At 70.1% G+C, this 23,452-nt stretch carries 17 protein-coding genes and 1 pseudogene; 12 read left to right on the top strand and 6 right to left on the bottom strand.

From position 1 onward, the window contains the following. Both WCS02_RS02605 and WCS02_RS02610 read left to right on the top strand, forming a co-directional pair. A pseudogene (locus tag WCS02_RS02605) lies at nt 1–499 on the top strand (hypothetical protein); the annotation flags it as partial. Nucleotides 500–569: 70 nt separating this feature from the next. Further along, complete coding sequence (locus WCS02_RS02610) at nt 570–1,001, top strand: ChaB family protein (RefSeq protein WP_340289335.1); 432 nt, start codon at nt 570–572, stop codon at nt 999–1,001. 40 nt (nt 1,002–1,041) lie between these two features. On the opposite strand, the gene WCS02_RS02615 is transcribed toward WCS02_RS02610, so the two are convergent. The 4 genes from WCS02_RS02615 to WCS02_RS02630 all read right to left on the bottom strand — a co-directional run bounded on the left by WCS02_RS02615 (nt 1,042) and on the right by WCS02_RS02630 (nt 7,327). Further along, entirely contained in the window at nt 1,042–2,697 is a 1,656-nt protein-coding gene (locus WCS02_RS02615; protein WP_340289428.1) for an alpha-amylase family protein, read from the bottom strand. A 122-nt stretch (nt 2,698–2,819) separates the two neighbouring features. After that, nucleotides 2,820–3,854, bottom strand: coding sequence for a TIGR03885 family FMN-dependent LLM class oxidoreductase (locus WCS02_RS02620; protein WP_340289337.1), 1,035 nt, complete (start codon nt 3,852–3,854; stop codon nt 2,820–2,822). Between the two features lie 94 nt (nt 3,855–3,948). Then, nucleotides 3,949–4,656, bottom strand: coding sequence for a class I SAM-dependent methyltransferase (locus WCS02_RS02625; protein ID WP_340289339.1), 708 nt, complete (start codon nt 4,654–4,656; stop codon nt 3,949–3,951). 133 nt (nt 4,657–4,789) lie between these two features. Next, entirely contained in the window at nt 4,790–7,327 is a 2,538-nt protein-coding gene (locus WCS02_RS02630; RefSeq protein WP_340289341.1) for an EAL domain-containing protein, read from the bottom strand. A 120-nt stretch (nt 7,328–7,447) separates the two neighbouring features. On the opposite strand from WCS02_RS02630, the gene WCS02_RS02635 reads away from it, so the two are divergent. Both WCS02_RS02635 and WCS02_RS02640 read left to right on the top strand, forming a co-directional pair. After that, the gene (locus tag WCS02_RS02635; protein WP_340289343.1) at nt 7,448–7,981 is read left to right on the top strand and encodes a DinB family protein; all 534 of its coding nucleotides are present in this window, start codon (nt 7,448–7,450) and stop codon (nt 7,979–7,981) included. Between the two features lie 695 nt (nt 7,982–8,676). Continuing rightward, nucleotides 8,677–9,852, top strand: coding sequence for a PD-(D/E)XK nuclease family protein (locus tag WCS02_RS02640; RefSeq protein ID WP_340289345.1), 1,176 nt, complete (start codon nt 8,677–8,679; stop codon nt 9,850–9,852). Nucleotides 9,853–10,300: 448 nt separating this feature from the next. Here WCS02_RS02640 and WCS02_RS02645 read toward each other — a convergent pair whose 3' ends face one another. Next, nucleotides 10,301–11,401 carry a hypothetical protein gene (locus WCS02_RS02645; RefSeq protein ID WP_340289347.1) on the bottom strand — a complete coding sequence of 367 codons (1,101 nt, stop codon included), beginning with the start codon at nt 11,399–11,401 and terminating at the stop codon, nt 10,301–10,303. A gap of 888 nt (nt 11,402–12,289) precedes the next feature. On the opposite strand from WCS02_RS02645, the gene WCS02_RS02650 reads away from it, so the two are divergent. The 8 genes from WCS02_RS02650 to WCS02_RS02685 all read left to right on the top strand — a co-directional run bounded on the left by WCS02_RS02650 (nt 12,290) and on the right by WCS02_RS02685 (nt 21,070). Then, a complete protein-coding gene (locus WCS02_RS02650; protein ID WP_340289349.1) occupies nt 12,290–12,556 on the top strand; it encodes a hypothetical protein in 267 nt (88 codons plus the stop codon). Nucleotides 12,557–12,563: 7 nt separating this feature from the next. After that, nucleotides 12,564–12,920: a hypothetical protein gene (locus WCS02_RS02655; protein ID WP_340289351.1), complete on the top strand. Its 357-nt coding sequence runs from the start codon at nt 12,564–12,566 to the stop codon at nt 12,918–12,920. 1,895 nt (nt 12,921–14,815) lie between these two features. Continuing rightward, nucleotides 14,816–15,721 (top strand): ATP-binding protein, encoded by a 906-nt coding sequence (locus WCS02_RS02660; RefSeq protein WP_340289353.1) that lies wholly within the window; start codon nt 14,816–14,818, stop codon nt 15,719–15,721. After that, nucleotides 15,718–17,682: a hypothetical protein gene (locus WCS02_RS02665; RefSeq protein WP_340289355.1), complete on the top strand. Its 1,965-nt coding sequence runs from the start codon at nt 15,718–15,720 to the stop codon at nt 17,680–17,682. Before WCS02_RS02660 ends, WCS02_RS02665 begins: the two co-directional genes overlap by 4 nt. 245 nt (nt 17,683–17,927) lie before the next feature. Beyond that, complete coding sequence (locus WCS02_RS02670) at nt 17,928–18,212, top strand: hypothetical protein (RefSeq protein WP_340289357.1); 285 nt, start codon at nt 17,928–17,930, stop codon at nt 18,210–18,212. Beyond that, complete coding sequence (locus WCS02_RS02675) at nt 18,212–19,483, top strand: C40 family peptidase (RefSeq protein ID WP_340289360.1); 1,272 nt, start codon at nt 18,212–18,214, stop codon at nt 19,481–19,483. The genes WCS02_RS02670 and WCS02_RS02675 overlap by 1 nt, the downstream gene beginning before the upstream one ends. Then, complete coding sequence (locus WCS02_RS02680; RefSeq protein ID WP_340289363.1) at nt 19,480–19,845, top strand: hypothetical protein; 366 nt, start codon at nt 19,480–19,482, stop codon at nt 19,843–19,845. The genes WCS02_RS02675 and WCS02_RS02680 overlap by 4 nt, the downstream gene beginning before the upstream one ends. A gap of 667 nt (nt 19,846–20,512) precedes the next feature. Continuing rightward, nucleotides 20,513–21,070, top strand: coding sequence for a hypothetical protein (locus WCS02_RS02685; RefSeq protein WP_340289366.1), 558 nt, complete (start codon nt 20,513–20,515; stop codon nt 21,068–21,070). 824 nt (nt 21,071–21,894) lie between these two features. On the opposite strand, the gene WCS02_RS02690 is transcribed toward WCS02_RS02685, so the two are convergent. Continuing rightward, a complete protein-coding gene (locus tag WCS02_RS02690) occupies nt 21,895–23,331 on the bottom strand; it encodes a hypothetical protein (RefSeq protein WP_340289369.1) in 1,437 nt (478 codons plus the stop codon). Nucleotides 23,332–23,452 lie beyond the last annotated feature (121 nt).

Here is a 23,452-nt window from a genome sequence, read left to right on the forward strand (position 1 = left end):
GGCCGGGGCTGAGGGGGCGGACGCCGTGGCCGGGGCGGACGGAGTGGCCGGGGCGGACGTGCGGGCGCTGGCTGCCGCGCGGGCGGCGGTCCGCGTGACCGGCGTGGTCCCGGACCTGGCCGGGGCGGTCGTCGTCCGGGTGGTCCAGGGCGCGAACGCCGCGGTGGGGTCGGTGCCGTGGGGCCTGGCCGACGCCCTCGCCGCCGTCGTCCCGGGCGTGACGGCGACGGACGCGGACCCGACCGGCAGCCCGGCCGACGTCCTCGGTCTCGCGCCCGGCCGCCCCCTCGTCGTCGCCGCGCGGGACACCCACCGCTCCGCCGACGTCCGGTCCTGGCTGGACGGGGTGCTGGCCGCGCGGCCCGACGCCGTGCTCGTCGACCTCGGCTGGCCCTCGCCGGGGACGCCGGTCCCCGCCGCCGGCGCGCTGGTCCGGGCGCACGGCGCGTCCCCGGTGTCGGCCGCCGCGGTCGCGGCGGCCTTCGTCGCCGGCGGCTGACGCCACGGCATGCAGGCGTCCGGGCGGGGGTACCGACCGGACAGCCAGCGACGACGACCGAGGAGGCGACGTGCCCAAGACGACGAAGGCCGGGACGGCCAGGCAGTCGGAGCTGCCGAGCACGCTCCAGCGCAGCGACGACAAGGCCCAGGAGACGTGGGCGAAGACCTACGACTCCGCCGAGGACACCTACGACGGGGACGACTCCAGGGCCGCCCGCGTCGCGTGGGCCGCGGTCAAGCACACGCACGAGAAGGTCGGCGACCACTGGGAGCCCAAGGAGGGCGGCCGGAAGGGGCCGTCGGACCCGCAGGCGGCCGGCGGCGCAGGCACCGACCGCCCCACCCGCGGCGGTGTCGACGAGAACGCCACCAAGGCCCACCTGCAGGAGCAGGCCAAGCGCCTCGGCGTCCCGGGGAGGTCGCGGATGACCAAGCCCGAGCTCGTCGAGGCGCTGCAGAAGGCCAACGACCGCGAGACCCGCCGGGCGCGCGAGGACTGAGCGCGCACGGCGGGCCGGTGGCCGACGGTCGACCTGGAGGTCAGTTGAGCCGGTGGTCCGACGGGGTCACGAGCCGCAGCCAGCGGTAGCCGTACCCCTCGAGCGGGACCGTCGCGGCCCCGTCGGCGTCGAGCTCGATGCTGCCGGGGGCCAGCAGGTCGACGAGCCGGCCCAGGTGGTCGTCGGAGGCGAAGGAGACCGGCACCTCGACGGCCTCGTCCGCGAAGTTGTGCAGCGCGAGCATCGCCGTGCCCTGGTAGCGCATGACGTGGGCGAGCACGTGGTGCTGCGGCACGTCGAGCACCTCGGCCTCGCCGCGGCCGAGCTCGGGCGACTGCCGGTAGCGCCGCGCCAGGCGCGAGACGAACGTCAGCAGCGAGTCCGGCTGGTCGACCTGCGAGGCGACGTTGACCGCCTGCGGGCCGAAGGCGCCGGTCGTCACGGGGTTCGGCAGCGCCTCGGGCGGCGCGGTGGAGAAGCCGCCGTTGGGGCCGTCGGACCACTGCATCGGCGTGCGGACCGCCTGGCGGGTGTCGGCGGCGAGGTTCTCGCCCATGCCGATCTCCTCGCCGTAGAACAGCACCGGGGTGCCGGGCATGGCGAACAGCAACGAGTAGACCATCCGGATCCGGCGCTGGTCCCCGTCGAGCATCGGGGGCAGCCGGCGCCGCAGCCCGCGCCCGAACAGCTGGTGCTCCTCCTCCGGGCCGAAGGCGTCGAACACCTCCTGGCGCTCGTACCGGCCGAGCTTGTCCAGCGTGAGCTCGTCGTGGTTGCGGACGAACGTCGCCCACTGCGACCGGTCCGCCAGACCGGGGCGCTCCTTGAGCGCGGTGACGATCGGCTGCGCGTCGCCGCGGGCGAGCGACAGGTACATCCGCTGCATCCCGATGAAGTCGAACTGCATGTCGAGCTCGTTGCCCTCGGACCCGCCGAAGTACGTCAGCTGGTCCTCGAAGGGCAGGTTGACCTCGCCGAGCAGGATGGCGTCGCCGCGCCGCGAGGCGACGAACTGGCGCACCTCGCGCAGGAAGTCGTGCGGCTCGGGGAAGCTCTGGAGCTCCTCGGTGCTCAGCCCGTCGGTCTGCAGGAGGAACGGCACGGCGTCCATCCGGAAGCCCGAGATGCCCAGCTCCAGCCAGAAGCCGACGACCTTGAGGATCTCCGCGCGCACCGCCGGGTTGGCGACGTTGAGGTCGGGCTGGTGGGCGTAGAACCGGTGCAGGTACCACTGGCCGCTGGGCTCGTCGAGGGTCCAGATCCCGCCCTCCTCGTCGGGGAAGACGACCTCGGAGGAGGTGTCCGGCGGCGGGTCCGAGCGCCAGACGTAGAAGTCCCGGTACGGGTCGTCCGGCCCCTCGAGCGCCGCCTGGAACCACGGGTGCTCGTTCGAGGTGTGGTTGACGACGAGGTCGACGATGACGCGCATGCCCCGATCACGGGCGGCGCGGACCAGCTCGACGACGTCGCCGTGGTCCCCGAGCCGGCGGTCGACGCCGTAGAAGTCGGTGATGTCGTAGCCGTCGTCCTTCTCGGCCGTCGGGTAGAACGGCATGAGCCACAGGCACGTGACGCCGAGGTCGACGAGGTGGTCCAGGCGCCGGACCAGGCCGACCATGTCGCCCGTGCCGTCGCCGTCGCCGTCCATGAACGTCTCGACGTCCAGGCAGTAGACGACCGCGGTCTTCCACCACAGGTCGGCGGAGGAGGCCGTGGTCGCGCCCGGGCCGGTACCGGGGACGCGGTGCTGCCCCTGGGCGGCCGCGGAGGACCCGGAGCCCGCGCCCTTCGTGCCCCTGCCCGCCGTGCCAGCCGGGCTCACGCGAGGCGCTCGCGCGAGTCCAGCGGGCCCGTGCCCGACGTGGTGCGCGCGGGGGTGACGGGCTCGGCCGGGGTGACGTCGAGCTGCGGGAGGACGTGCTCGCCGTAGGCCTCGAGGAACGGCCGCTGCTCCTGGCCGACGTGGTGCACGGCGATCTCGGCGAACCCGAGGTCGGCGAAGCCCTGCAGCCAGGCCGCGTGCTGGGCGAGGTCGCTGGAGACGAGGACGACCTCGCGGACCTGCTCGTCGCTCACCTGCTCGCCGACCTCGTCGAAGTGCTCGACGGTCTCCAGGTCCCAGCACACCGGGGGCTGGAACACGTTGCCGCGCCACTGGTCGTGGGCGAGCGCCATCGCCTCGTCCTCGGTGGGCGCCCAGGACACGTGGACCTGGAGCCGGACCGGGCCGGCGCCGCCGGCGTCGCGGTAGCTGTCGACCATCGTGCGGAGCTTGTCGTGCGGGGCGTTGGTGGTGACGAGCCCGTCGGCCCACGACGCCACCCAGGCCGCGGTCTCGGGCGTCACGGCAGGCCCGATGAGCGCCGGCGGCACCTCGGGCCGGGTCCACAGCCGGGCGCGGTCCACGGTCACCAGGCCGTCGTGGGTGACCTCCTCGCCGGCGAGCAGGGCACGGATGATCTCCACGCACTCCAGCAGCCGGGCGTTGCGGATGCTCTTGCGGGGCCAGCCCTGGCCGGTGATGTGCTCGTTGGAGTTCTCGCCCGAGCCGAGCGCGACCCACAGCCGCTGCGGGAACATCGACGACAGGGTCGCCATCGCCTGGGCGACGATCGCCGGGTGGTAGCGCTGGCCGGGCGCGTTGACCACGCCGAAGGGCAGCGACGTGCTGGCCATCGCGGCACCGAGCCACGACCAGGCGAACCCGGACTGGCCCTGGCGGACGCTCCACGGCGAGAAGTGGTCGGACGACATCCCCCCCGTGAAGCCGACCTGCTCCGCCAGCTGGACGGCGCGCAGGAGGTCGGAGGGATGGACCTGCTCGTGGGAGGCGTGGAAACCGTAGACAGTCATCGCCAGGGCGGTACCCGGTGCCCCGGCGCCGCGAAACCATGCGCCGGCGGCACCGGGACCCCCCTGGGCGGCCCCTCGCCCGCCAGGCGAGGGGTCAGCCGGTCCGGCGGGCGCGCACGACGACGTCGTGGTGGAGCACCTCGGTGCCGTCCTCGCCCGTGCGGGTCCGGGGCCGCGCCTCGACGACCTCGAGCGACCAGGCCTGCGGGTCCAGGGCGGCGGCGACCTCGGTCTCGGTGGGCATCAGCTGCGGCGGCCGCGGGCCGTGCCCGGGCAGCGCGAGGTCGAGCGGGGAGTGCGCCACCCACAGCAGCGTGCCGCCCGGGGCGACGGCCGCCGCGAGCCCGGCGATCGCCGCGGCGCGGGGCTCCGGCGGCAGGTGGAGGAAGGCCGCCGACACCAGGTCGTAGGCGGCGGGCTCCGGCGCCTGGGCCACCGCGTCCAGGTGGAGGGTGCGGACCCGGTCGCCGACACCGGCCGCCGCGGCGACGGCCTCGACCTTCACCAGGGCGAGCGGCGACAGGTCCGCGGCGGTGACGTCCCAGCCGCGGCGGGCCAGCCAGACCGCGTCGCCGCCCTCGCCGCAGCCGACGTCCAGCGCCCGGCCCGGCTCCAGGTCGGCCACCTCGGCGACGAGCTGCGGGTTGGGGTCGCCGCTCCAGGCGAGGCCCTCGCCGGCGTAGCGCGCGTCCCAGAACTCCTGCCGCATCATCTCCGCGACGACGGCGTCCACGTCCTGCACGCCGTCGGTCCCCGTGCTCCCGCTGCCGTGGTGGTCCTGCCCGTGCGTCTGCGACGTCATGGCCGCATCACAGCCCCGCCCGGCGGTGGGGTCCAGCGGCCGTGCTGTTCCGGCAACGGCGCCGGCGGGGGGCGGCAGGTGGTGGGACTGGACACCCGTCCAGGCTGGACAGGTGTCCAGCCCACCACCACGGTCAGGCGCTCGGGGCGGGGTGCACGTGGGCCACGACCGCGGCGGGCTCGCCGTCCGCGGACGCGACCAGGGACACCTGCACCTCGACGTGGACGGGCCTGCCGTCGTGGCCGACGTACCGCTTGCGGACGGGGGCCTCGGGCGACTTGCCCTCGCGGTGCTGGCCCAGGTGGACCTCGTCGACCGCGCGGTCCTCGGGCCAGGTGATCTCCTCGACGCGGAGCCCGACCAGGGTGTGGGCCTCGCGGCCGAGCATCGTGGCGAACGCGGCGTTGACACGCTGGATGGTGCCGTCGAGCCCGGACAGCGCCATGCCGGTGGGGGCGCCGTCGAAGACGAGCCGGAACGTCTCCTCGGCCTCCCGGAGCCGGTGCTGCGCCTCGACCACCGTGGTGACGTCACGGCAGCGCAGCAGCAGGGCGGCGTCCATCCCGGGAGCCCGCTCGGGACCGCCGGCGGGCCGCACCGACACCCAGCGGCGTGCGCCGTCGACGTGCGGCATCCGCACCGTGCCGCCCGCGTGGGCTGGGCCCATGACGCAGCGGCCGGCGACGGTGACGACGGGTCGGTCGGCCTCGTCGACGAGGTCGCCGAAGGGGCGCCCGACCACGTCGGAGGGCAGGAACCCCAGCACGTCGAAGGCACGGGTGGACACGTAGACGACCCGCCCCTCGCGGTCGACGGCGACGACGAACTCGTCCGACCCGCGCTCCTCGGGGTGCGGCGGCCGCGGGCGCAGCGCCCGCAGCGTGCCCGTCGTGGCGTCGGCGCCCACCCCGGCGGCCGGGCGCCCGAAGCACCAGCCCTGGCCGGTGTCGGCGCCGAGCCCGGTGAGGCGGACCGCCTCGACCTCCTCCTCCACGCCCTCCATGCAGACCCGCAGGCCGAGGCCGTGGCAGACCTCGACGAGCAGGCGGAGGACGAGCGCGTCGGCGACGGTGCCGGAGGACGCGCTGACGAGCGAGCGGTCGACCTTGACGGTGTCCAGCGGCAGCTCGCGCAGCAGGGTGAGGGACGACCGGCCGGCGCCGAAGTCGTCGAGCGCCACCCGGATGCCCCGGCCGCGCAGGCTGTGCAGCACGGCGGCGGTGCGGGGAAGGTCGTCGACCCCGGCGGCCTCGGTGATCTCCAGGACGAGCCGGTCCGCGGGCAGCCCGGCCGCGGTGAGGGCGTCGATGACGTCGGTCTCGAAACCCGGGTCGACCAGCTGCAGCGGCGACACGTTGACCGACACCGACGGCGCCACCCGGCCGACCGCCGCCCAGGTCGCGGCCTGCACGCACGCCGCCCGCAGCGCCCACCGGCCCAGCTCGAGGATGAGGCCGCCGGCCTCGGCCACAGGGACGAACCGGTCGGGTGGCACGGTGCCCAGCACCCCGTCGTCCCAGCGCGCCAGCGCCTCGAGCTCGACCACGGCGCCGGTGGTGAGGTCGACGATCGGTTGGTAGACCAGGTGGAGCCGGCTGCTGGTGCTGCCGTCCAGCGCCTCGCGCAGCCGCCGCTCGATGGTGTGCCGGCTGGGCCGGTCGTCGGTGGCGGCCTCGGCGACGCGGCGGGCCTCCTCGAAGGTCCGCACCGTGCCCCGGCCCTGGTCCTTGGCCAGGTACATGGCGGCGTCGGCCTCGGCGAGCATGGCTGCGAGCGCGTCCTCGCCCCGGCCGGCCGCGCGGTGCGTGACGCCGACCGAGGCGCCGACGTGCACGGTCGCCTCGCCGGTCTGCGCGCCGTCCGGCCCACGCAGCGGGACGGTGAACGGCGCCGCGGCCGCTGCCACGACGCGCCCGGCCAGGGCCAGCAGCGCCCCGTCGCCGACGTCGGTGGGGACGAGCACGGCGAACTCGTCGCCGCCGAGGCGCAGCACCACGTCCTCCGAGCGGCAGCAGCGGCGCATCCGGGCGGCGAACTCGACGAGGACCGCGTCCCCGGCGCCGTGGCCGTAGCTGTCGTTGACGTCCTTGAAGCGGTCGAGGTCGACGTAGAGCAGGGCGGCCGGGGTCGACGGGGCGCGCCGGTCGAGCAGGTTCATGAGGTGCAGCCGGTTGGGCAGGCCGGTCAGGGGGTCCAGGACGGACTGCCGCGCGAAGGTGCGCGAGAGGCTCTCGAACAGCCGGCGCACCGGGACGACCCCGGGCCGGCCGTGGTCGTCGACGCACACCACGGCCTCCAGCGACGCGGTGGCGTCCCGGCCGAGCACGGTCGCCGCGGCCTGGTCGACCGGCGTGGTGGAGGGCAGGACGACGGACGTCGGCAGCTCGACCTGCGAGAGCAGGGTCCGCCGGTGGAGCCGGAGACCCGGCCACGGCCGCTCGCGCCGCAGGTGGTCCAGGTGCAGCCGGTCGACCAGGTGGAACGCGTCCCCGGCCTCGAGCACGACGTGGCGCAGCCCCGGGTCGTCGTCGAACAGCCGCTCCACCCGCTGCAGCGGGTCCGAGGCGAGCACGACGACGGCCGGCTCCGCCAGGTCGGCCAGCACCTGCACGGGCGTCCGCCAGCTCGCGGGGTCGGCGGCGCCGCGGCTCGCGTGGTCGGCAGCGACCACTGGCGGCACCCCCCTCGGCGGTCGACCGGTCAGGGGGCAAGGCAACCACGTCCGGGGGCGCCGGGTCACCGTCTTCAGCGCCCGGCCGCGATGTCGCACCCCGCTCCTACGGTCCTGGCCATGACGACGAGCGAACCGACCACCGCCCAGGAGACCGACCGCGAGCGCGCCGACCTGCTGGAGTCGTTGCGGGCGCACCGCGCCTTCCTCCGCCACACCGTGCAGGGGCTGACCGACGAGCAGGCCCGGCTGCGGCCCGTCCCGAGCAGCGAGCTGTCGCTGGGCGGGCTCGTCAAGCACGTGCTGCTCACGGAGCGCCAGTGGGTCGACTTCGTCCTCGACGGTCCCGCGGTCATGGCGGCCACCCACGAGAGCTGGGCCGAGCGGGCCGACGGCTTCGTGCTCCGCCGGGACGAGAAGCTCGAGGGCGTCCTCGCCGCCTACGCGGAGGTGGCCCGCCGCACGGACGAGCTCGTGCTGTCGCTCCCGGACCTCGACGCGGCGCAGCCCCTGCCCGAGGCGCCGTGGTTCGAGACCGGCGCGACGCGGTCCGCCCGACGCGTCCTCGTCCACATCGTCGGCGAGACCGCCCAGCACGCCGGGCACGCGGACATCCTGCGGGAGGCGGTCGACGGGCAGAAGACGATGGGGTGAGAACACCGAGGGGGCTGGCGGTGGGACTCGAACCCACAACCGCCCGATTACAAGTGACACGTAGATGTGGCGGGCGTGTGGCTGGTGTTTGACTCCACCCCGGCCGGGGTCAAGTCCAGTTCACCATCGGGCCGCCTCCGCGCCTGTCTGGTTAGCAAGGCGTTAGCAGTGGGCAGGGCGAGTAAGAGCTCGCGCCTACCCAGGGGCCGAGGGCTGCGAGAACAGTCGAGGTCGACGCGCCAACTCGCGCGACAGCATCAGAGTCGTCGCCGTCAAGTGCCCCCGGCGGAGGCCAGCAACGCCGAACCTGGTCGGGGATGGTCCGTGCCGGGTTACTTCGCCTCCGGGCGGACCGCCAGCGCGGCGCTTGAGACTCCCTGATCAGCGTGCCCGCACGGGAGGAGGCCGGGGGTCGGTCGACATCACGATGCCCGAGGCTCCACCGAAGGGGTGGCGGGGAGAGCCGGGGGTTCAAGTCACACAGCCTGCAGCCGATCCCTTCCCCTCAGACGCCGTGGTCAGACGCGCAGCGCCCTCACCGGGAGGAACCCCTTGATCTTGAAGACTCTGGCGGAGCCGACGTTCCTTCTCCGGGTGACGCTTAGGGGGCCCTTCGTACCTGCGGTGGGTAGGACCACTCGCCGTCTTCGCCAAGATCCTTACGTAGGGGACGGCGGGACCACCATGGTCCAGGGATGCAGGCCGTGAGCTCGCTGGATCAGACCATCATCGGCCTCGTGCCGTCGTTGTCAAGGAGCCTTGCGGCCCAGTTCAACGTGTTTCGCGTCATGCGCCACGGCACCCACGAGAAGCAGTTGTCGAACGTCTTCGCCTGGCTCCTGGACGCCGACGCGACGCATGAGCTGGGGGACCGCGGCCAGCGCATCTTTCTCGAGTTGGTCAACAACTCCTCACCCATCGGAACGGCGCTCCCGACCTCGGGCTACACAGTCACTCAGGAGGTCAACACCCTCGGGCCACAGTTGCCGGGCAAGGACATCGCCGACATCGTGCTGACCGGTCCGGACGCGTGTGTGGTGATCGAGAACTACGGCACGTCTGACGGCCACGACCACGACTACTACAGCTACCTGGAGCACGGGAGACTTCGTGCTAAGAACGCCGTGGTCGTCCTTCTCTGCGCGAGGCACGAACCCCACCTGCAAACGGCGGGCTGGGACGAGGCGACAGTCGTCACCTACGGCGATCTGCTGAGTGGACTCCAGAGCGCGGTTCATGATGACCGCGGGTGGAAGCGCAACCATCCGCAGCAGCACTCTTCCCTTGACCAGTTGTTCCAGCACTTCCTGAAAGGGCCCGCTGCCTTGGACCTCGACGACCGTATCGCCTTCCTCACCACCATGTGCGAGACCGGGGAGTCCGCGCGCTACGGCTATCGGCCGCAGGACGTTGCCGCGCAGGAGTTCGCGGAGCTCGTAGCACAGCACGCCAGGCGGCAGTTCGACGAGGGGCGCCAGGCCCTCTCGGAACTCAAGCGCTCGTTGAAGACTTTCGCTCAGACGACCCTCTCCGACCAGCTGAGCGAACGCGTGTCCTCGGGTCGCGTGGTCAAGGTCGAAGCGCGCTTCTCCGGCCAGTGGGAGTGGGGGGTAGCCCTGCGGCGCGCTGATTCCTCTCCGACCCTTTTCATCGTGTTCGGTCCTACCGTCGTCGCCGAGAACGCGCTCGTCCCCGTGCCCCTGGAGGCGCCGGACTTCAAGAAGTTGTTCGTCGTTCGGCAGGCACCCACCGGTAGCGGCCTCGACTGCATCCTTCAGACAGAGGTGCTCCTCACCGAGGTCTTTGACGGACTGCCGCGTGAGGACGTGCGGCTGCGCGACGCGCTCCTCGAGCTCATCGCCCTGGACTGAGTGGCTCACAGTGGCTGGGGCAAGCTCGACGTCAACGCCACCCCAGTCACGGATGACCACGCCCTCGCAGACCGCCCGAACAAGCCCGATGCGAGCGCGCTGCGGACCAGGTGCGGACCACCTCGGCTTGATCGCCCCTTGGACCGACCCATACCGTTCCCGAGAGCGAATGAACTGCCGCGTTGCCGTGGAGCCACCTAAGGAAGTCGAACCCTTGACCTTCGCATTACGAGGTCAACCCGTTGGTATTGATTAGGGCCACCGTTTCATCCTCACCAGTCCGGATACTCGTGGTCCTTCTGGTTCCCGAGTGGGTGCCTCGGTCGCAGTGCGGACTCGCTGCGGACCACCGACCTGCTGGCCGGGGACAACGCGACCGGGCTAGGCGTGGCCAATAGGGGCACGGTGGACGACGGCGCCTAGGGCCCCACAGCGGGCGACGTCTTCCTCACGCCGGAACCTTGATCGGCAGTGGCGCCTTAGACGCGTCGTCGACCCGGCCCAAGTAGATGTCCGACGATCCAATACGCGTGCAGACGTCCCCGTCGGCGTCGATCCAGAGTCGTCCCCCCTCAGGTCGAATCCGCAGGAAACTTTCCACCAGCTCCGCTTCGCGCTTTGGACCCACCCGATCGCCGAGCGTGCCTTCACGCCCCCTGGGCCGGCAGATTTTCTTGCGGAGGGTAGAAAGCACCCATACGTCTTCGCCACGGAGGTAGGGCCACACATCCCCGGGCCGCAGGAGCTCGTCAGAACCCGAAAACTGATTGCCTGGGACTACAACGTTTCTTCCGTTTCGGATTCTAACGAACTCGTCAATCTGTTGCTGCAGCCACTTCCGCCTCTTTGCGAAGTTGAGCCATCGCGCACCCAGCGATTGCAGTGCGCTAATCATTTGTTGACTTTCATCATCGAGCCGAGACACCTCGTCCGCATAGGCTTTCGTGCGGATGAGAGACTTGTACGCGGCCATGTGCCTCTTCAGATCTGCCGCCGACCCTTCGCCATCCACCACGTGGTGCTCTGGGACTCCCAGGCCATCAAACAATTCGATGACTTCGGAGGTCATGTCCTCCATCGACGCCGCGGCTTCTCGGGCGGTCTTGACGAGCTCCAACGCATCTGGAGCAAGCCCTCCGTCGATTCCGTCAAGTTGTGCCTTGAAGTCGCTGGACGTTCCCGCTAGCCCAATTGCGACGGCGTACAGTCGGGCGAAAGTTTCGGCAAGGAGAGGGGTGAGGGTATATCCACGCGCCTGTTCGACAGCCAATTCTCCGGCCGTCTCATCAAGTATGACCTGGTGCCGCTCACGAATCTCGTTCTCCTGCTGAAGTCGCACGATCGAGGACTGGGCGGCCTCAAGTCGTCCGACAAGCACAAGCCGCTCTTGCTCGACGCCCGAGTACGAGGCAAGCTCCGCGTCCAAAGCCGCGGCTCGGTCTTGAACCCGCTCCAGCTCTTCTTCGGCAGCGATTGCCCGGGCGCGCTCACGATCCTTCTCAGCGTCAAGCGCCCTTTGCCTTTCCACTAGGCGTGCGACCTCTGCCACGGATAGTTGGACAATTGCTTCACCAGAGAGCAGAAGTTGCAGTTGCTCACTAGTAGCCTGGACTTCGAGCCGACAGGGGAGGCGAAGCGTGTTCGCCAGGCGACTGAGGGTTGCCAGGCCCGCAGCACACGACCTAGGCATGGCCTCTTCTGAACCCATGTCATAGTGGGCGAGGCGATTGCGTAAGCTTAGCGCCTCTCCCAATTTATGCTTGCTCGAGACCTGCCATCCCGGAAACGCCGCTCTAGCCGGCGAAGCAGGATTCAATAGTTCCTTAAGCCAAAAGGCTGGGTCTTGCACAACCCCACTCGAAGCTTGCACCCCGTCGGACCACGTCTCGCCGACGGCTCGGTGCATCTGTGGGGCGCATCTGGACGCTAAGTCCTGACCGACAATTCGCAATATGGCGTCCAGCGCGCCCCGAAGGCTGTCCACGTGTAGATCGCTGGGCACGCGGATCCTGAGCTCGTGCTGCTCTGGTAGTTCGGTCACGTCATCGTCCGTCGACGCCTCGTCGGAGGCCATTGAGCGTGCACGGCCCTCTCCGCCTACTCGGCCTAGCAACAGACCCGATCAGCCGTACAGGTCGCCTCGGGTTGGCTCGTCTAGACAGGTGGGCCTGAACCTGGCTACCGTGTAGCAGGGGCGGAGGTCGCGCGGCTGACCTGCCGTCGCCATTCTCTCCCAGGCCATTCGGATAACGGGTATGACCGCTGTCCACAGACCGTCGTGTCGCTCACACGGAGAGCGACGTGGTCGCTACCGTCGAACCCGCCCACATGGGTGCAAGTCACGTCGGTTCGTCTCTGCCATCCCACCCGCCCGGTGGACCAGGGTCGTAGTGGCTCGGGGGATCCACCGGTCTGACCTCGTTTGAGGAGACCTGTCATGAACTCTGTACTTCCCGCTCTGCTCGCCGCGCCAGCCTCGGCCGCTCCGGTCAACGTGGACGGCATCCAGTCGCTGCTGCTGCAGCTGCTCGGCGTCGGCCTCGTGGTGGTCGCGATCATCGTGCTGTTCGGTGTGAAGCGCTCGAGCATCGGCGACGCGCTCGGCACCTTCGCCATCGTCATCATCGCGCTGCTCATCGCCGGCATCAGCGTCCCGCTCATCACCGGCACCAGCGACGACGTCCTGAACTGGCTGCTCGCGTGAGGCAGCCGTGCTGATCAGCAACGACGACGCCATCTGGCGATACCAGCCACGCCTGATCGACCTGCGCGGCTGGACCGTCATCGGCCAGCCCCGGTACAGCGTCCTGGCCATCGGCGCCGCCGTCACCTTCCTCGTCTCGATCCCGCTGCTACCCGTCTTCGGCCTGTGGCCGGGAGGGCTCTACGCCTTGGCTACGGGGTTCGTCGTCGGCTACCTGCTCGCCCCGCACTTCACCGCCGAACGCCCGCTTATCTCGTGGCTCGCCTATGCACGCGGCGAGGTGCGAGCTGCTCGCCACTGGCTCCGCTGCCGCCACACCGCGCGCAGAGCCGCACCGCGCACGCACGTCTTCCCGGGGGACTGACATGACCGCAACCACACGGCTGCTCCGCCGCCGCGCTGGCGCCACCCGGCGCCCCAGGCCACAGCCGTTCGCACGGCTCCTGGGTGCTCCCGTCGCCGGCGGTGGTGTCGACTTCCCGCCGCTGCCGCTCGCACTGCGCGGGATCGAAGGCTGCATCTCGATCACCCGGAACGGGCTGCGTGCCTGGTACCGGCTAGGACCACAGCAGTGGTCGTGGCAGGGCGACGACCGGCGCGAGAACCTCATCCGGCAGATCGGCGACACGTACTCCGCCCTCGCGGGCCGAAACCTCCACATCCGGACCGTCCAGCGCCCTTACCCGATCCACCAGTGGGCGAAGGCGCTGGCCGAGGACACCCCCCACCCGTCGAGCCGCGACGACTGGGGGCAGCACCTCGTCGACGTGCAGCGCCACCTGCGCGGGTCGACGTTCTCTGACACCGAGACTTACGTCGGCGTCAGCCTCACCCCCGCCCACCGCGGCGACCGCATCACCGCCCGCACCCGCGCGAAGGTCGACGCCGACCTGGTCCGCGTCGACGCGCTCATGGCCTTCCCCGGCCTTGACGCCGTGCAGGCTGAGCAGCACGAGGTCGAGTGGCTCGTCCACCGCAGCCTGGGCCTGGGGCTCCCGCAGCCGCACACCGTCGTCGACGGCATGACCGTCCCGGTCGAGACGTCCGACCTGACCATGTTCACCGGCACCCTCGACGTCGACCCGTCCCCCGGCAAGCCCTACGTCCGCTTAGTCGCCCGCCCCCAGCGCACGGGCGACGCCATCCCGCTCGAGCGGTACGCCACCGTCCTCACCGTCGGGCGGATGGAGAACCTGATCATCCCTCAGACCCACCTGCCGTGGATGGCCTACGCCGACTCCCTGCCCTTCCCCGTCGAGTGGTCCGCTCAGGTTCGGCTGCTCTCCGGCCGCGAGGCCGCGACTGCGATGCAGACCCGGATCGACCAGGTCGTCGATCAGGAGCAGCAGTACATCGCCAGCAGCTCCGTCGAGGTCCCGCCGGCCCTGCGCCGCACCGGGGAGCAGGCACGCGCGACCGCCGACGAGATCGCCGACGGCGGCGCCCACGCCGTGGCCCGGGTCGACGGCCGTTTCCACACCGGCGTCACCGCCTCCTCACCCGCCGAGCTCGAGGACCGCGTCAACACCGTCCTCAACCGCTACCGCGAGTACCGCATCGAGCTCCACCGCGACCCCGACCAGCACGGCCTGCACCGCGAGTTCGTCCCCGGCGAACCAGCCGCATCCAGCGCCCACCGCCGCCGCGGCAAGACCGAGCTCCTCGCCGGCGCCCTGCCCCACCTTTCCAGCACGGTCGGCACCCGCGACGGCTCCTACATCGGCTACACCGTCGGCACCTCCCGCCGCGCGGTCGCGTGGAACCTGCACCACGCGATGGAGGTCCGCGAACGGTCCGGGTTCACCCCCGTCATCGGCGGGCTCGGGTCCGGCAAGTCCGTCGTCGTCGGCTCGCTGGCCTACGACGCCACCCTCCGCGGGATTAGCACCACCATCTTCGACCCGTCCGGCCCGCTGGCCCGGCTCACCCGTATCCCTCAGATCGCCGACGTCTCCCAGCACATCGACCTGCTCCGCTCCGCCCCCGGCACCCTCTCGCCGTACACGGCGGTCCCCGAACCAGAACGGGCCAACCTCGTGGACGACGAGAGGCTCATCGGCCTCACCGGCGCCGAGTACGAGGCGATGCTCGACGAGGTCTACACCGACGCCCGGCACCTGGCCCAGCGTCGCCGGCTGCAGCTGGCCACCGACACCCTGCGTCTGCTTCTCCCGCCGGAGATCCGCCGTGCCCCGGGACGCCAGCCTCATCGTCCGCTCCGCGGTCCGCGCCGTCGGCGGCCAACACACCGCCTCACTCATGAGCGTGCTGCAGGAGATCAAGCGCGACCCCCGCGACGCGGACCACGAGATCTACGACGTCCTCACCGACATGTCCGAGTTCCCCTCAGCCCGACTGTTCTTCGAGGTCGGCTACCTCGCCGAGAACCGCGCCGCCCGCGCTGCCCACGGCGCACCTGAGCCGACGCTGCTGGTTTTCACCCTCGGCGGGCTCACCCTCCCGGAGCCGGACGCGGAGGAGACGAACTGGAGCGAGGACGAACGGATCAGCGTCCCCCTGCTCAGCCTCGCCGCCAACTACGCCTCCCGACGGGTCTACGGCCGACGCATGGGCGAACGGAAGGTCGTCGTCATCGACGAGGCCCACGCCCTGCGCCGCACCCCCGCCGGCCGCGCCCTGGTCGAACGATTTGCCCGCGACTCGCGCAAGTGGAACACCCGCGTCCTCGCCGCCTCCCAGAAGCCCAGCGACCTGCTCAGCCTCGAGGCCGGCGGCCTCATCGACGAGTGCGTCATCGGCGGCATCGAAGACCCCGCCGGAGCCGCCGGCGCGCTCCAGCTCGCCCGCATCCCCACCGGCCTCGGCTACGAACGCGCCGTCGCCACCCTCGCCCTCGGCGGACTCCGCCCGAACGTCGGCCGCGGCCGCACCGGGGCGCGTGACTTCATCCTGCGTGACGCCGACGGCTACACCGAACGTGTCCGCTGGGACCTCGGCCACCTCCAGCACGTCCTCGACGCCCTCGACACCACCGCCGTCGGCAACCCCACCACCGCACCCACAGAAGCCCAGCTCGTCGAGCAGCGCACCGGCAGGCGGGCCCTGCACACCGTCGAGGCCGCGCCCACCGTGGACCTGCGCCCTGCCGTCGCCGTTACGGAGTTGGACGCCGACGCCGACGCCGTGGACTGGAGCATCGCGTGAGCCACCGGCCGGTCGTGTCCCGGGTGCTCGCAGTCCTGGGGATGCTCGTCGTCGCAATCCTCTTTGGGGCAGCGCCAGCGTCCGCCGCGGTCCCCATGCTTCCCATCCCCGGGCTGCCGTCGTGCCAGAACCCGCCCGTACCGCAGTCCCCCGACCGCGGGTTCAGCGGCTTCATCACCCCCCGCCCGACCGACCCGCCACCGCTCGAGGCCGACCCGTTCGCCGAAGGCGCCACGACCGGTGTCTACGAGACGACCGGCCTCGCCGGCTACCGCTGGTCGATGTACGTCGACTCCTGCGTCCCCGGCCCCGGCCAGGCCACCAACTCCGCCCTCACCTCGACCGCCAACAGCATCATGGCCTGGCCCGTCCTGGCCGTCGGGTTCGTCGCCACCCTCGCCGACGTCGTCTACAACCAGACCTGGCTCGACCAGCTCGACGCCCCCGTCGGCTACGTCTCCAACGCCCTGTACGAGGGCTTCACGCAGCCGTTCTTCCCCGTCCTCGCCGTCGCCGTCGGCGTGGTCATGATCGTCAGCATCCGCCGGGCACGGCTGTCCGCCGCCATCAGCACCGGCACCCTCGTCCTCGTCGCCGCCACGCTGGCCGCGTTCGCCGCCAACTACCCCACCCGGGTCGCCGACCTCACCGACTCCGTAACCTCGGGGGCCATCACGTCGGTGAACCGCGCCATCGTCGGGACCGAGGGCGCCGACCCGAGCGCCGCCACCGTCCGGCCGCTCGTCGACGCAATCCTTTACGACCGCTGGGTCGCCGGGACGTTGGGCGACACCACCTCTTCCACCGCCCGCGAGTACGGCCCCGTCCTCTTCACCGCCTCCACCCTGACCTGGGCCGAGACCGACGTCGTCCGCACCGACCCCAACGGCGCTGGCGCCGAGCTCATCGAGGCCAAGCAGGACCAGTGGCGCGAGGCCGCCGAGGCGATCAAGGCCAGCGACCCCGACGCCTACGAGTACCTCACCGGCGCCCGCAGCCTGGACCGGATCGGGCACGCCATCGTCGCTTTCGCCCTCATGGGCATCCTGCCCATCCTCGTCATGAGCCTCGTCCTCGTGGCCATGAGCTACCTGATCATCCGGCTCGTCGTCATGTTCCTGCCCCTCGTCGCGCTCATCGCCCTGCTGCTGCGCGGCACCCTGCGCGGGGTCCTCAGCCTCTGCGCCGCTGCGCTGATCAACAGCATCGTGTTCGCCGTCGGCGCCGCGGTCACCGCTTACCTCTACGGGGTCTTCTTGTCCCCGGACACGGGCCTGCCTGCCCTGCTCGGCATCCTGCTCGCGTTCCTCGTCGGCATCGCGATGTGGATCATCCTCAGCCCCTACCGGCGCCTGACGACCATGGTCCGCGGCACCGACGCCGTGAAGACCACCCGCGCCGAGTACGCCCGCACCAAGCGCGGCGCCACCAGCTTCGTCAGCCGCGCCGGCACCGTCGCCCTCGGCGTCTTCGCCGGCAACCGCGCCACCGCAGCCGCCGAACAAGCCACCACGCCCGGCAACACGCCCACCGTCCCCTTCGAGCCCTACCGCTACGGGCCCGGCGAGATCCGACCCGAGCACGTCGCCGCGCCCGCGTACGACGAGCGAGCCGTCGACCGCAGCGGTCCCCCGGCCGAGCTCCCCGGTCCGGCTCCGGCACCCGCTCTGACAGGCCCACGCTCCGCTATGCCCCGGCCGCTGCCCGGCCCCCGCCGCGCCGTCGTCCCCGAATCGGCCTCAAGGTCTGCTCGAGGTCCTGCCGAGCCTGACGACGTCGACCCCCGGACATCGGACCGGCGGCCTGAGATGGCACCGCTGCTGGACTTCGATCCGGTGGTCGTGGACGGCCGTAGCGTCGCCGTCATCCACACCCTCGACGGCCCCGTCGTCGACCTTGCCGACACCGACCGTGCGGTCGTCGCCGGCGAGGTCACCTCCGCCACCTCCCAGGCACGTTGATGCTTGCCGCACGGGGACCGCGCCTCGCCGCAGCCGTCGTCTTGGGCGCTGGTGCCCTCACGGCAGTCCTGCTCGGCAGATCAACCAACGACCCCCAGGCAGTGCCAGCGCTCCCACCGGCCGCCCCCAGCGACGCCCCGCTCGCGACGCCTGAGTCCGAGACTGATCCCGCACCTAACCCAAGCGCGTCCACCGGTGCAGGTAGCCCCGAAGCCACCGAGCCGGAGATCGTCGCGGCCGACGCCGTGGTCGCCTGGCAGCAACAAGACCTGGCCGCCCGGTCGAACGGCCTGGCCACGACAGCCACACCTGCCTATCAGCAGGCAGCAGCGGACATCGAACCTTCCCGAGTTCCCACCTCGCCCCTCACGGAGACCAGCCTCCGCGTCGAGGCCGACGGCCAGGCCCTCGTCGACGTCCAGCTTGAGGACGGCACCGCGCTAGTCGCCCTCCTTGTGCAGGACGAGACGGGCTGGCTGCTCGACGACCTGCAGCCCGTCGACGGGCCCGACGCCGCCGGAGCCCCCTGATGTGGGAAGCCCTCGCGCTTCGCGCCGCCGGTGCCGTGCCGTGGAAGAAGCTCGTCGCGGTGGCCCTGGCCGTCCCGCTGCTGCTCGGCCTTAGCGTCGGCTCCGCGCTCATGAGCTCCACGCTCGAGGAAGAGGCCACCGACGTCCGAGGCGAATGCACTGTCACCATCAACCCGACCGGGCTCTCCATCGCCGGCCTCGACCAGACCCAGCTCCAGCACGCCGCCACAATCGTGGAGGTCGGCCGGCAGAAGGGCATACCCGAGCAGGGCATCCGCGTCGCCTTGGCTGTCGCCGCGCAGGAGTCCAAGTTCCGTAACTACGCCAACGACGGCACCGGCCAGCTCCGCCCCGACCAGCGCGACGTCTCGCGCTCCCTGAACTACCCTCACGACGCCGTCGGCCGCGACCACGGCAGCGTCAACGTCTTTCAGCAGCAGTACCCCTGGTGGGGCACCCTCGACGAGCTGATGGACCCCAGCTACGCCGCCGGCAAGTTCTACGACACCCTCGTCCAGGTCCCCGGCTGGCAGCAGATGCCCCTCACCATCGCCGCGCAGAAGGTGCAGCGCTCCGCCTTCCCCAACGCCTACGCCCGCTGGGAGCCGCTGGCGGGCGAGATCTTCACCGCGCTGAGCAGTACCACCGTCCCGGCCGCGCAGCCTCCCAGCCCGGCTGCGTCTCCGGACCCGGAGCCCCGCGGTGTCCAGCCAGCTGCTGGCGCTGCCGTGGACCCGTGTGCGACTCGCGCCATCCCGGCCGACTTCGCCGCGCTACCCGGGGAGGACGTCGGTCAGGTGGCCGTCAACGCGGCTGCGCAGTGGATCGGCACGCCCTACTCCTGGGGAGGGGGCACGATCTCCGGTCCCTCGGAGGGCTTCGCCCAGGGCGCAGGGATCGTCGGCTTCGACTGCTCCGGACTCATCCTGCACGCCTGGTATCAGGCCGCCGGCATTCGTCTGCCGCACAGCTCCGTCGCCATCGAGGCCATGGGCACGCGCGTCGACCCGTCCCAGGCTCAAGCGGGTGACGTGCTGTCCTTCGCCATCGGGGGCAGCCGGGTCAGCCACGACGGCCTCTTCGACGGCCGCGGCGGCATGGTCCACGCACCTCGCACCGGCAAGACCGTCGAGTACGTACCCGACGTGCTCAACCACCCGTACTGGTCAACCGTCCTTGTCAGCGTCACGCGCCCACCGCTCCCCGCCGACGACGGTGCATCAGCCGGGGCTTCGCGACTGCCCGCCGAGCGTCCTACGGTCGCCTCATGACCACCGAACCGGTCTACCCGGACGTCGCATCGAACGGAGACCTGGTCGTGCCCGTCCGCCCACCTGAGGCACGCGAGGCCGTGGCGGTGAGAGGCTACGACGGACGCGTCCTTGGACAGCGAGTAGTGGTATTGCAACCCACTGCGTGGGTATTCGACCTGCGGGCGACCAGTGAACGCTACGAGGACCCATCCGGTCGCCAAGTGGTCGACGTCGCCCAGGAAGCCGACTACTACCTGAACGGCATCCAGGCGGTACACACAACCCTTAACGCCTCACTTGTCTTCGTCGAACGCCCTGCTTCGAGTGCGGGCAGCGGGTCTGAAAGCAGGGCGCGAAGCGGCGGACACAATGATGGGTGACCTCCCGGCGCCACGGCACAGGGTTAACCTCAGTGAATAAGCCTAGCGACTGGGGTCTCCTGGCCCTCGACTTGAACGAGAGCCGGTCGTGAAGTTTCGAGGTCGACGTCGCCTACTCCAGCGGCACCGCCGTGACGCTGCTTACGGGGACAACCTCACCAGTCCCGCTCAGGGATTCTTCCGGGACGCCCGCAATTGGAATGGCTTGGAGCCCGTTGAGCTAGCGAAAGCATACATAACCAACTACGTCGACAGTGGCCTACTCGACAGAGTGGGCAGTGAACGCGTGAGAGGTGGGGACGGCGCCTTTCACCTTTCGGTCATTTCCGATCAAGCCTCCATAGAGCTGCTGGCGAAACGCGGACCGCTGGTATCCGACCGCCTTGTAATCTCTCACTCCGCGCCTAGCGACGGATCTCCGTCTCTTGCAGACCGGGTTAGCCGGCGCGAGCATCCGCCCCGACTGGTCTCACAGTGGCGGGACGGCGCCCTATTCGGCACGACGGAAGAGGTCTACGCCTATTGTGGTGGTCTAGCGAATCTAGGTATCTTCTTGAAGGACGCCGCGCCCATCTTGGAAGCCGGCCTCGTCACATACCTCCCCCGCGTTGAGAGGCACGTCGCGCGCTCCGAGCCAGGCAGTTCTATATGGCCCTCGCCTCCTGACGTGCTTAGTGAGACGGATCTTCTTGCAGATCTTGTGGTTACCAATGGCAGAGTCGTTGACATTGTTCAAGACGCCTATAAGGCTCGTTTGCTGCAGCCGCTGTTAATGCTGGACCTTCCGTGCATCGAGGGGACCAGCCTTCGCGATTATTGCACGATCCTGGTCCAGGAGGCTAACGCGCTCGACTCGCTGCAGCATTACTTACGTCCGAAACTGATGGCAGTCACAGCGAGCGGTGATCCGAACGAATACAACGCGCAACTCGCCCTATTGTCGAATGAGATCTCCGATGGAGTCCGTCTACTCCAGAGCGAGCTGCGTAAAGCCTCCCGCGTCAACGCCGTGCAAGCGTCGGGCGGAAGCCTGGCTGTGTGCACAGCGGCACTCGTAGCTCTGGATGTAGCCGCCTTGGCGGACGCGGCGAGTGTGGTCGGTGTCGGTGGCGGAATCTGGGCGCTGGTGACTGCTGTACAAAACCGCTTGGAGGGGCGAGCGGACGTTCGCGAGCGACCGCACTACTTGTTTTGGCTTTTGGACAAGCAAGCGCGACCCGCATAACTCACTGTCGGTGCTGCTGTCCTGCTCCTGGCAACGTGCTGCTGTGGCCGATCTGCCCGAACGGACGAGTCGTTCGTCGTCTCCCGTCGCCTCACTGCGCAGAGCGAGGCGGTTGCCCTCGGCCGAGTCGGGCGGCCCTGTGGAGCATCCGTGCCTACCGCACCGCCGCATCCCCGCTCCACCGTGCCGTCCTCGAAGAGGCGAACGCCCCTTCGCTGCGGTGTGAGCGAACCGCCAGACTGCAAGCCTGAGAGGGAGGCGAGTGAAGCGGCTACGGGGAACCTGTTGCACAGGTGAGGCACCGTGCTTCGGTTCTGGTGCACTTTCGGCTTGCCACGGCAAGTTCCCGGAGTCTGCACACTCACCCCCCTCGTTGCGAACGTAGGCACACCGGCCGGGTACATCCCTCGACCAAGCAATGAATGACGTCTTGTGACGTCGCGGTGGGGGGCGTGGCGCCGGTCCCGCTGACTCTCCGCTGACGCTGAATGGCTCGCGGGGCTTGGGGTTGCCCCCAATTCAGGTGGTGTGGGTGGTGATCCCGTCGCGTCGGCCAGGTGGGTCGTTAGCCGACCCGGTACCGACCTGTCCGGGATGACGGAGTCACCGCGTAGCGGCCGCAGGTCCTGAACAGGTCGGTACCGGGGCGGCTGACCTGTGGCTGGCCGGCGCGACGGGATCACCGCCCTGGCGCCTTCCCGCATCCCGGAGCCGAGGCCGGGTTTGGGGGCGCACCCCCGGCTCACTCTCACAGCACCACGTCAAGGATTGGGCGCTTGTCGAGAGATCGGGCAGACACGACTGCGTCGTTCGTCCACGTTCACTCAGGCGGTGGACTCTCGAGTGCCGGAGTCGCCGGAGCTGCCGGTGTCGCCGTCTTCTACTACAGCCAAATCTGTTGGAGCCGCGGTCGACCCCACGATCAAGTCTTCCCAGGCAACGGGCTGCAACGGAGTGGAAGCTTGGTGCAGTCTTCGCACCTCCTTCTGCAGAGCGGCCGTGAGAACCGCGTCGGTTGCTTCGATGAAGTCGTGAAGGCTCACCACGCTGCCACGGACTTGCATATCGTTCGCCTTCGCAGTACCCCCGTGTGCCACCTTGCTGCGTACGTCGTACGCCTTGAGGAACAGGTCAAATACTTCTCGCCGGCTCCAGCCCGGCAGCTCGTTCCAGTAGGCCGCGCGCAATGAGAGCCTGAACCTTAGTTCGGTGCTATTCCCGGATAGATAGAAGGCTTCTGACGCGATGAGGAGGTCGAGGATGATGTCTTCATCACGCTCTCTCTGGTGTGCGAAACTGAGCCTACGGGAGGCGAGCGCGAGTGACTTATGGCTGTCGCTTGCCGCACTCGCGAGGACAACCCAGGTGTCCTCGAACTGTGAGACCTGCGCCGCGCGTATGGGCACGCTGGGGCCTAAGCGAAGCGGGCCCGTGAAGGCTTGGTAGGTGACGCTCCGGCCAAGCACCGGGGCCTCTGTGAAGCCGTAGCGTCCCGCGAGCTTTACCGCACCCAAGCCCACGAGAGCCAGACTCTGGCGGAGAAGGTCGACTTTGCTAGCGAGTTCCGACTCGTTCTCTCGCGCATACTGGAACATGGCGTCGGCGGGCCACTCGCCTACTACCTTGGGCAGTGACTGCTCGATCACCAGGCCTGCGATGCTGCTCCCCAAGACGGTGAAAACGCCAGAGTCGTAGTGTGCGCTGCGGAGGACCCCGACCCTGAGGCCAGCAACCACCTCATTATCGGTCAACGGTCGCACTGCGGTGTTTGCATCCCAGTTGAGGGTGGCGCCTTCGAGGTCCAGCCCCAAGAGAGGAATCACGGTCTTCTGCGCGACTACGTCCTCGGTGAATACCTCGACCCATGCCGTCCACGCCACGTCGAAGTTGTAGCCATCCAGTTGAGTCGGTCCCGGAAGCAGAGCCATGGCGAACCTCTCGGGTTCCATGCGCGCCGACCCCATCGGACTACCCACCAGTTGGCCCAACTGCCCATTGATAACGGCCGACTCCCGCGCCCTCTGCAGGAGTGAATCATGCTCCGGTAGCGCTGCCGCCTCGTCGTACAGACGCGGATGCCATGTAGCTGTGGCACGCCGCTTGGCGAAGGTGTTCTCGTCGGTACGTACCCACGATGTGAAGACATCGTCGTCGATCAGGAACGAGCTGGGATCGGCAAGCAGCACGTTGATCACCGCTTCGACCCACACCTGGGCGGCAGATCGAACTGAACCCAGCGCGGCCTCTGTCTCGTCAGTCATGCGCTCAACTTAGAGCTGCTGACGCAGTACCCAGAGGCTTGCAGCCGGCCGAGGGCGGCGCGAACGGCGCTTGCGCCGCACGCGCAAGCCGCCCGAGCGCCGCGCGCAGCGCGGCGCCTTG

Source organism: Aquipuribacter hungaricus, assembly GCF_037860755.1.
GTDB classification, from domain to species: domain Bacteria; phylum Actinomycetota; class Actinomycetes; order Actinomycetales; family JBBAYJ01; genus Aquipuribacter; species Aquipuribacter hungaricus.